The sequence below is a fragment of the Deltaproteobacteria bacterium RIFCSPHIGHO2_02_FULL_44_16 genome (assembly GCA_001798185.1).
In the GTDB taxonomy this organism is placed as follows: domain Bacteria; phylum UBA10199; class UBA10199; order 2-02-FULL-44-16; family 2-02-FULL-44-16; genus 2-02-FULL-44-16.
In genome coordinates this window covers 1-7,745 of record MGRM01000024.1, presented here as the reverse complement: position 1 = coordinate 7,745, position 7,745 = coordinate 1, and the positions used below count along the sequence as shown (strand labels likewise).

At 46.1% G+C, this 7,745-nt stretch carries 9 protein-coding genes; 2 read left to right on the top strand and 7 right to left on the bottom strand.

From position 1 onward, the window contains the following. Positions 1-20 precede the first annotated feature (20 nt). The gene (locus A3C46_06435; protein ID OGQ21717.1) at positions 21-1,232 is read left to right on the top strand and encodes a hypothetical protein; all 1,212 of its coding nucleotides are present in this window, start codon (positions 21-23) and stop codon (positions 1,230-1,232) included. Between the two features lie 69 nt (positions 1,233-1,301). On the opposite strand, the gene A3C46_06430 is transcribed toward A3C46_06435, so the two are convergent. The 4 genes from A3C46_06430 to A3C46_06415 form a co-directional block, all read right to left on the bottom strand. Continuing rightward, entirely contained in the window at positions 1,302-2,543 is a 1,242-nt protein-coding gene (locus A3C46_06430) for a hypothetical protein (GenBank protein OGQ21716.1), read from the bottom strand. A 44-nt stretch (positions 2,544-2,587) separates the two neighbouring features. After that, complete coding sequence (locus A3C46_06425; GenBank protein ID OGQ21715.1) at positions 2,588-3,463, bottom strand: hypothetical protein; 876 nt, start codon at positions 3,461-3,463, stop codon at positions 2,588-2,590. Between the two features lie 72 nt (positions 3,464-3,535). Further along, a complete protein-coding gene (locus A3C46_06420; GenBank protein ID OGQ21714.1) occupies positions 3,536-4,570 on the bottom strand; it encodes a hypothetical protein in 1,035 nt (344 codons plus the stop codon). A gap of 130 nt (positions 4,571-4,700) precedes the next feature. After that, on the bottom strand, positions 4,701-5,627 hold the full coding sequence (locus tag A3C46_06415) for a hypothetical protein (GenBank protein OGQ21713.1): 927 nt from the start codon (positions 5,625-5,627) through the stop codon (positions 4,701-4,703). A 64-nt stretch (positions 5,628-5,691) separates the two neighbouring features. Between A3C46_06415 and A3C46_06410 the strand changes: the two genes are divergently transcribed. Then, positions 5,692-6,255, top strand: coding sequence for a hypothetical protein (locus A3C46_06410; GenBank protein ID OGQ21712.1), 564 nt, complete (start codon positions 5,692-5,694; stop codon positions 6,253-6,255). Positions 6,256-6,336: 81 nt separating this feature from the next. Here A3C46_06410 and A3C46_06405 read toward each other — a convergent pair whose 3' ends face one another. From A3C46_06405 to A3C46_06395, 3 genes are all read right to left on the bottom strand, one after another. After that, entirely contained in the window at positions 6,337-6,954 is a 618-nt protein-coding gene (locus tag A3C46_06405) for a hypothetical protein (protein ID OGQ21718.1), read from the bottom strand. Next, positions 6,947-7,210, bottom strand: a complete 264-nt coding sequence (locus A3C46_06400) for a hypothetical protein (GenBank protein OGQ21711.1) — start codon at positions 7,208-7,210, stop codon at positions 6,947-6,949. Before A3C46_06400 ends, A3C46_06405 begins: the two co-directional genes overlap by 8 nt. Positions 7,211-7,323: 113 nt before the next feature. Beyond that, complete coding sequence (locus A3C46_06395; GenBank protein ID OGQ21710.1) at positions 7,324-7,584, bottom strand: hypothetical protein; 261 nt, start codon at positions 7,582-7,584, stop codon at positions 7,324-7,326. Positions 7,585-7,745 lie beyond the last annotated feature (161 nt).

Genomic DNA, 7,745 nt, shown 5'->3' with positions numbered 1-7,745 from the left:
ATGCAGTTTTTCTAACTCATATGCATCGCGATCATGTAGCTGGCATTGCCCTGGATATTGTCCAAAAATATTTAGCAGAAGACACGCCGATATTCTGCTCGCAACCAACTGCCGCAGGTCTTATCCACCAACTCGAAGACCAGATAAATTTTTCCGAGGCCCGTAAGAACAAGGGGTACGACGAAACCTCCCCCTACGGCGATTTGAATGTTTTTGAAACACGGTTGCGTCTCCAGCCGTTTAACCAACCCAGAATCATAGAATTGGTGCCGGATCGTATCTGGTTTTACCCGCATCCGGTGGGCCATATTCGCGGCGCCTGCGGATACGTCTTTGTAGTCAAAGACGGAAATGCCACGGTAAAGTTCATGGCTCCGGGCGATGTATCCTGCCATGATCAAGTATCAACCCGGGGCGTCCAGCCCTTGCCGAAAATTTATGCCCCAGACATTCTTATGTATCGCGACGGCACCAATGACGCCGAGGATTTGGCGCAAGGCACTTGCGAGGCGACATTCTGGCAACGCGAGATGCAACGATTAGGGCAGCTTGCCCAAAAATGCCATAACGAAAACAAGTGGCTTTTTGGACCGACCTTTGCCGTGGATCGCTTGCCGGCATTTGCGCAAACCATCGCCAACTTGGATCTTCCGGTCTATATATTCAGTCCATCCGCTTATCGTTTATGGCAGAGGATGGAATCGCCGGAGGGCTTCTGGTGTGATTCCGATTGTCCGGTAAGAGGAGGGGAGAGAATCACCTTATTTCGGGACTGGCACGATATGTTTTGCGGAGATCCTGCGGCAGTTACCGCAACCTCCGGCATGGGTCATGGTCCGGCAGCATTCCTTTTGTGGAATTTCTTATCTATGGAAAACGCGGTAGTGGCAACTCTTGGCTTTGCTGCTTATAACACCAATAACTACAACCTCAAGAGGGTTAAACGCGGAGAAAAGGTAAAATTGCAGGTTCCGCATAGTAAAGGTACGGATGAAACGGTTGAAGTGCTGGTGCGGGCGGAGCTGGAACATTTCCGGCCAACCGGACATTCTTTACGCGAAACCTCGGCTCAATGGACCGAAGAGGTCCTGCGCTATTCGCAGTTCAAAGAGCCGATGGTCGGTCTTAGCCACGGTACCACATCCGGATTTAATTGGGCACAAAAACGTTTATTGGGTTTTAATATATTCCGCGCAGACCGCAAAGAGGACCGTAAGGTTCAACTGCTATAGAGGCGAAACCTCTATAGTGGAGAATTAGAAAAGGGTGAGTCCCACATGGGATTCACCCTTTTAAAATTCTCATTTGGCGACAGTGTTTTTTTCTTTTTCAGTACGCTCCCAGGCAAGCCATTGTTTCTTGGCCGCTGTCAGGATGTCTTTATCATCCTCCTCGCGATACACACCATCACTGGGGGCGGCCTTAGCTTTTCCGTCAGACACCCTAAACTCACGGTCATACTTTTTGTCGTAAAGCTCATAATCAAACCTCTCCTTCCGTGCCTTACGAAAATTCACAAAATCATCAAAACTTCCAGTGGCTTTTTCTTGACCGAGTAAATCGGAATGCCAGAAAAACGCGCCAGCGCCCTGCAGTTTGCCGGACAGACGCTCGCGAAGCGTTCTTATCGCCGAGTCAATCTGCTGCTCGTCATCCAGCCACAAAATCATGTTTTTGGCGATTTGGCGTACCAAGGACTGGCTAAAGATCAAACCCTGATCCTGCTCCAGAATTTTTACGGCAATATCAACGCGCTTGAAACTATCCAACATTACCATAACCTGTTTGGAAAAAAGATTAGAGTAATGCATTTGTTTAAGCACTATAAGCGCAAGATCATCCGCATTTTCCGCATCGGGTCGGCCGAGTTCGGAAAGAGTCGGCTGGCGCAACTGGAGTAAAATCGCAACTATGCGGCGGATAGCGGCCATATACGTACCCACTAACCATAAAGTTTCCTCGGCTGACATATTACTCCGTTGATCCTTGTTTTCCGGATTATCAAAATCCAGATCGTGCACCATAGGAATTTTTTCCAGCGGATAAAACCCGCTAAGCTTCTTGTCAATGTTTGAGTCCTGGATATTGTCCTGGTTAAAAACAAAATCCACGGCATTCCCCAAATAAACCACATTAAAATATGGATCTGAGGGATGCGGTTGTTCCCGATAAGATACGGAGCGGATGATTCGCGAATCCCATGATCTACCGGATTCCTCCAGTGCCTCACGCAATGCCGCCCCTATCCAGCTTTCCTCATCTAAGTAGTTCCCATCCAGCTCCTCTCCTTTGCCAAAAAGTGTGCTTAAACCAGTTCGTTGGTCAAAAGAGATTAAGACCTTATCACCCACCACCTGTTCAACGCGTCCCCGATATTCGGGCAAATAAATGCTGGTGCCGGGGATGTAAAGCTCTTTTAACGGCAACACCCGGTACTCAATGCCAAAGTTGTTAAAGGCCAAGGCCACAAGCATCTTTTGCAGATTCAGTCCGACAATCCCCGCCGAAAAGTGGGGGGTCCAGATCGAAAATTTTTCAGCCATTTCCGTATTCTCCTTTGCGCCGTATTGTAGCACGAAATTACTATTCAGTCAAATTTTGGGGTTTTTAAAACAACTTCTGCCTTTGGTGGTTGACCTGATCCGTGATTGAAACTTCTCGTCTGCGGATCAAAGTCAAATGCAACAGTTCTGCCGCGCATAGTGGCAAAGTGGCGGATAACTCCATCGGGCATACAACGCGTTTCAATTACAAGATTCTCGCCACGTCCCAGATGCTGTTTGGTATAATCTCCGTAGTGGGAATATCCGAATCCAAAAACATTTTCCAAAAAATCGTTTGGAACCTCTCCGTGAGTTACGGCAATGATATTCGTAATTTCTTTTTTATCCGCAGAATCCATATGGCTGTATCTTTTATGAGTAAATCTATCAAAAGCCTTAAACACGCGTTTGAATCGGCGTGCTACCTCACCTACGCTTTCTACTCGGTCCGTACCCGCCCTACCCTCACGCGGCGTTTCCTGATAATTAGGGAACCACCCGCCGGTCATATTCTCCTGTAAGAATTTTTCATAATAGTCAGGAGGAACTTTTACGCTTTGCAGAGAAGAAATCACTTTTTCTTTAATAAGAGGATTATGGATATGCCGTTTGAGAACCTCTTTAGTACCCTCGGCACGTTGACGCGGACTGGTCCAAAAAGCGACTACCTCATTATCCCCGAATATGCGGCTAATTTGTTTGGCGCGCCGTTTATTCTTATCTTTTTGTTCCGGCGTACTTATCAGATCATAATCTTGGGCCTTGATTTCTTTAACTTCTCCGTAGTGCGCCGGAAAATGTCTGACTATGACAAGTCGCGCTAGGGTTTCGCCGCGCTCCTTCTCGCGAGACTCCATATTAATATCCGGTCCAGCTGCTTCCGGGGATAAAATTTCTTTGAATCCAAATTTATTTTCCATAAGCCAAACGTCTCATAATTTTTGCATTAAAGCAAAACGCGCGGATAGCCCTCACGTTTTGTAGTGACCCCTTTATTCCTGTTTTGCTTCGCTATTTAATCCTTGTTCTCCGGAATCCATCTGCGTGGCGTTGGTGCGCGGATCCCAAAATTTTTCCGAAAGCCCGAGTTCCAAAATTTTTCTGAAGTCCTCTCTGGAAATTTTGGTTGGAGAAATTTCTTTGGGATTAAGACCGCCATTCTGGATTGAGTTGGTTGCCGGATCATAATACCATTCTAGAATTTCATTGATGCGCCCGAACCTGGCCAGTCCCCGTATGTCCATTTCCAATTCAAGTCCGGCGCGGGTCGCCTCTTCAATCCGGATAACTGCGGCAAGCGAGCGCAAATCCACGCGCTTGGTGGGACGCGTCAGAATATTCACATGTCCGGAAGAAAGCCATTGTGCTACCACGTCAAACGCTCCTCCAAGTTTTGAGCGCAAAAATCCGGCCATGCTTCCGGATTCGGAAAAAATAATCACAACTTTTAATTTTTTATCACGCTGGCGGACCTCGAATATTTCTACCTCGCCCCTGGACATACGCTCCTGAAATTCTTTGGGCATCTCTTCAGTCCGGCGCATTTCTTCATTATGATGCGCGATCATAAGCTGCAAAATAATTTCCACAACCCGCGCCGGATTTTTAACCAAACTTTTGTTGAGTGCGGCAACAAGAGCCGAAAGCCCGAAAGCACGGTCAATCGGATCCGTAGAAATCGTCCCCTTGCCGTAAAAATCATCACGCTCGGCATATTCCAGAAGTTTGACCAGTGAAGGATTCTCTTTAATTCCAAGATGCTCGGCTATTAAATTCGAGGCTGTGGTTTGGGGTTTTCGTCCGTGATGGTCAAATTTACCTCCGCCCAAGTCAATTAGAATTACGCCGTTTTTATTAAGCGATTCATCCGTCTCACCCGGCGGCACCACTTGCCAAAAATCTATAACCGCATCACGTATTCCAGGAAAACGGTTTTCGCCGAATTTTTTCAAGAGAAAAATCCCGACAATGGTATCGGGTTGGGAGCGCGTGGGAAGCACAATTTTTGTATAACGCGTAGCGTCCATGGATTTAATTCCCGCTATTGAGAGTAAACCTCGATAGTAAGAATGATGTCCATGAAAACTAAAAAAGTATTAAGAGGCCCGAGGTGGAAATAGAATTTCCATGCCTCGGGCCTCGAGTTGCGATTCCGAACTATTTCGGAATCCAGTTGGGGGTGGGTGGCGCGATTTCGGTTTTTGGCGTGGCGGTAACGCTCGCAGATCTAGCGGCCTCCTCCAGCACCATCAGTCCGCGGATGATGGCCGGGACGAACACATCATTGGTCCGTTTGTTGTCCGAGTCCGACGGGGTCTGTTTAAGCAGGTACTCGCGACTGATCACGCCCGAGAGTTTATATTGATGACTGAACCTACGTTCAATAATCAAATAATTCTCGCCGCCTCCGTGATAACCTCTTGCTCCAAAACCAAGTACCACCACCAGGCCGGATCTTTCAACACCGACCAGGAAATCTCCTGGTCTAAGACCGAGATAAACTCCGTCCGGTTGCGGTTGTCGCAAACCCCGATTCAAACTGCCATCCAGGTTGCGTCCGGTAATCCGGCCGTCCACAAACAGATAGGCCTTTTCGGATGTTGGCCGGGGAATCCGGGCGGAAAATGACTCAATCAGATTTTCTCCCATCCGGTAAATCTTCAGGCCGTCCGCCTCAAACACCGGCTCTACCTTTACTCCGAACATCTTGAGTCCGCCCTCGGACGTAATTCCGAAGATCACCGTGCCGGATACTAAAGTCGGCTTGGCAACATCTTCTCGAACCGTATATTGCAGCGGTCCGGGATCAAGCATGCTCACACTTAGGGCCTGATGGCCTTTTGCGGTTTTCACGACTTCGCCGAACTCTACCTTGGCTCCATCCAGCAAAAACTGGATGTCAAGACCGGTTAGCTCCTTCATACCGTAGACCAAGTCATCCGGATGAAGAAAAAGTTCACCGCCGTCCTCCTCCTCGGTGCGTAAAAACCCATACCCCTTAACATTTTTAAAGTTCCATACCGTTCCTTTCATTTTTCTGCCCTCCTTTTCGTTTTTATTCGATTCCTGAACGAATACCCACATTATACATCATTCTGCATAAAAAATCAAGTGGTCAGATGGCGCCAAAAAAAGTATCCTGTAAAGCATGGATTCATTACAATTTTTAAATCCGGAATATGTTAATTTTGACGAAAACAAATACACCCTGCTTTTGGGCGTAAATAAAAACACAATTGATTGGAACGCCTTATCGACAATGGCCCAAAAGAACGGTTTTGATCAAAAAGACGAAATCCACATAACTATAATCGGTTTTGCCGCTGGCGGAGAAATACGAAAAGTGCTGGAACGACCCGGAGTAGAACGAGATAATACTCTGCGGGACTTACATTCATTGATAGATAAAACCGATTGGCGCTTTAAACTCGAGCCTAAACGCTACCACATTCAAAAAGAATACATTATTCGTGATCGCCGGGGCAACGCGGCCGATTCCGTTGAACACCGGGAATCATACATTCAAATGGTTTCCGTGCCGGCTCTGGAGGATTTTTTTGCCGAGTTAAACCGCCCGCTCGGAATCAATTTTATCCCGCCACCCACGCATGTCACACTCTATACGCATGGCGACAATCCGGAGCGCGCACGCATGGGTATTGGCATAAATTCGCGGGAAGAGTTTCTCTCGCTCAATCCGCAGCCGCTTTGATTCCAATATAAAAAATCAAGCCCCCAAGAAAAGGGCTTTATACGATTGAATTATATTGGCTTTCAGACAGTCTGGAAAAAATTAGGAGCGGGATAAACTGAATTCAATAAGCCCCTTCTTGATAACTTCATCTTTTGTTTCAGAACCTTTCAAATAGATGACTTTTTCGGTGTAATCAATATCTTTAAAATAGGCCAGCTGCACCCGGAAGATTCTTTCATTGAATTCATTGCCAAATATCTGTTTTGCTTTCCGTACAATTTTATCAATGCCATGATACTTCCGCATCACGAAATAGAGATCTACATAGTCCTTCCATTTGGCGCGATGACCCAAGGCGTAGGCTTTCATTGCCGCTAGAGTCAGTATGTCGGGTAGAGCGATGACGCCGTCCAGGCGCTTTAACACGGGGATGGTAAATGGATACTGGAAAAATGTAAACCGCACTCCGCCAATAGAAATTGTGTACTGCCCGTCCTCGTCCTTAAAAATCCGTTCAATCTTCTGCGTCCGGGAAATAGTTCCCTTAATTTTGGTGTTGCGAAATTCCCTTCTGCTAAAAAGATCGAAATCAACAGACCGTCTGTGTCCGATATGCAATGCGATGGCCGTGTCACCGACCAGAAAAAATTTTTTAGAGAATTTACTTACCAATGGCAGGAGATTTACCTGTTCTTCCGTTAAAATTTCTCTATGCAGACGAGGCATATTTTTTGAAATAAAGCTTAAAATAATTTATGGTTTGGGGATCATAATTTACCCGCCAGTGTCCCAATTGTTTTTGGAAAATGCGTGCCGCCTTTTTAATTCCCACGATAGAGATTATTTTTTTTACATCGTCAAAATCGCCGTAATTTAAAACCGCCTCTATAATCGCCTCATTGGAGAGGTGATCAAAATTTTGAGTGTACCATACCAGATATGGCCTTTTTTTTATAAATTCCTGGGGCGTCATACGGCCATAATAACACAAAAAAAATCATAAAAACCAATCAACCGCGTACCTAAAAAGCTAAGTTTCCCATGGGAAACTTAGCTTTTCGAGAACAACTGTATGCGTATGGCGAACTAGAAAAATCCGCCGCATCCGGCAAAAAGCACGTCTTCGCCGGATGATTGCTGCATCAAAATATCCGCCTCGGTTTGATTAAAAATATCGCATCCTTCTTGATTTTTTACATTATCAGCAACTTTGAATAAACGGTTGTCGGCAGAAGATTTACCGGAAGAGAGCGGCGTGTCTATGGTCGGCGAATATAACTTCAATAGGCCGATTCCCAAGAGGGCGGCCAGCAATCCCAAATATCGTTTTTTATTTTCTGGAATCATAAATGATCATTTTAACATGTTAGAGGAATCGGACTTTTTTAAGGATATCATGCGGTTCTGCCGCGGTAAAGCCCCCGCTATCCACATAATCACTCAGGCATTTCAATCGCTTATCAGAACGCCAACGATTAACTTGTTTTGTTTTCTGCAAGAAATTTCTT

Excerpts from the sequence above, each read along its gene's own strand:
- A3C46_06400 (OGQ21711.1), bottom strand. The coding sequence starts at position 7,210 with ATGACGCCCCAGGAATTTATAAAAAAAAGGCCATATCTGGTATGGTAC.
- A3C46_06435 (OGQ21717.1), top strand. The coding sequence starts at position 21 with ATGCATCGCGATCATGTAGCTGGCATTGCCCTGGATATTGTCCAAAAA.
- A3C46_06420 (OGQ21714.1), bottom strand. The coding sequence starts at position 4,570 with ATGGACGCTACGCGTTATACAAAAATTGTGCTTCCCACGCGCTCCCAA.
- A3C46_06430 (OGQ21716.1), bottom strand. The coding sequence starts at position 2,543 with ATGGCTGAAAAATTTTCGATCTGGACCCCCCACTTTTCGGCGGGGATT.
- A3C46_06410 (OGQ21712.1), top strand. The coding sequence starts at position 5,692 with ATGGATTCATTACAATTTTTAAATCCGGAATATGTTAATTTTGACGAA.
- A3C46_06425 (OGQ21715.1), bottom strand. The coding sequence starts at position 3,463 with ATGGAAAATAAATTTGGATTCAAAGAAATTTTATCCCCGGAAGCAGCT.
- A3C46_06415 (OGQ21713.1), bottom strand. The coding sequence starts at position 5,627 with ATGTGGGTATTCGTTCAGGAATCGAATAAAAACGAAAAGGAGGGCAGA.
- A3C46_06395 (OGQ21710.1), bottom strand. The coding sequence starts at position 7,584 with ATGATTCCAGAAAATAAAAAACGATATTTGGGATTGCTGGCCGCCCTC.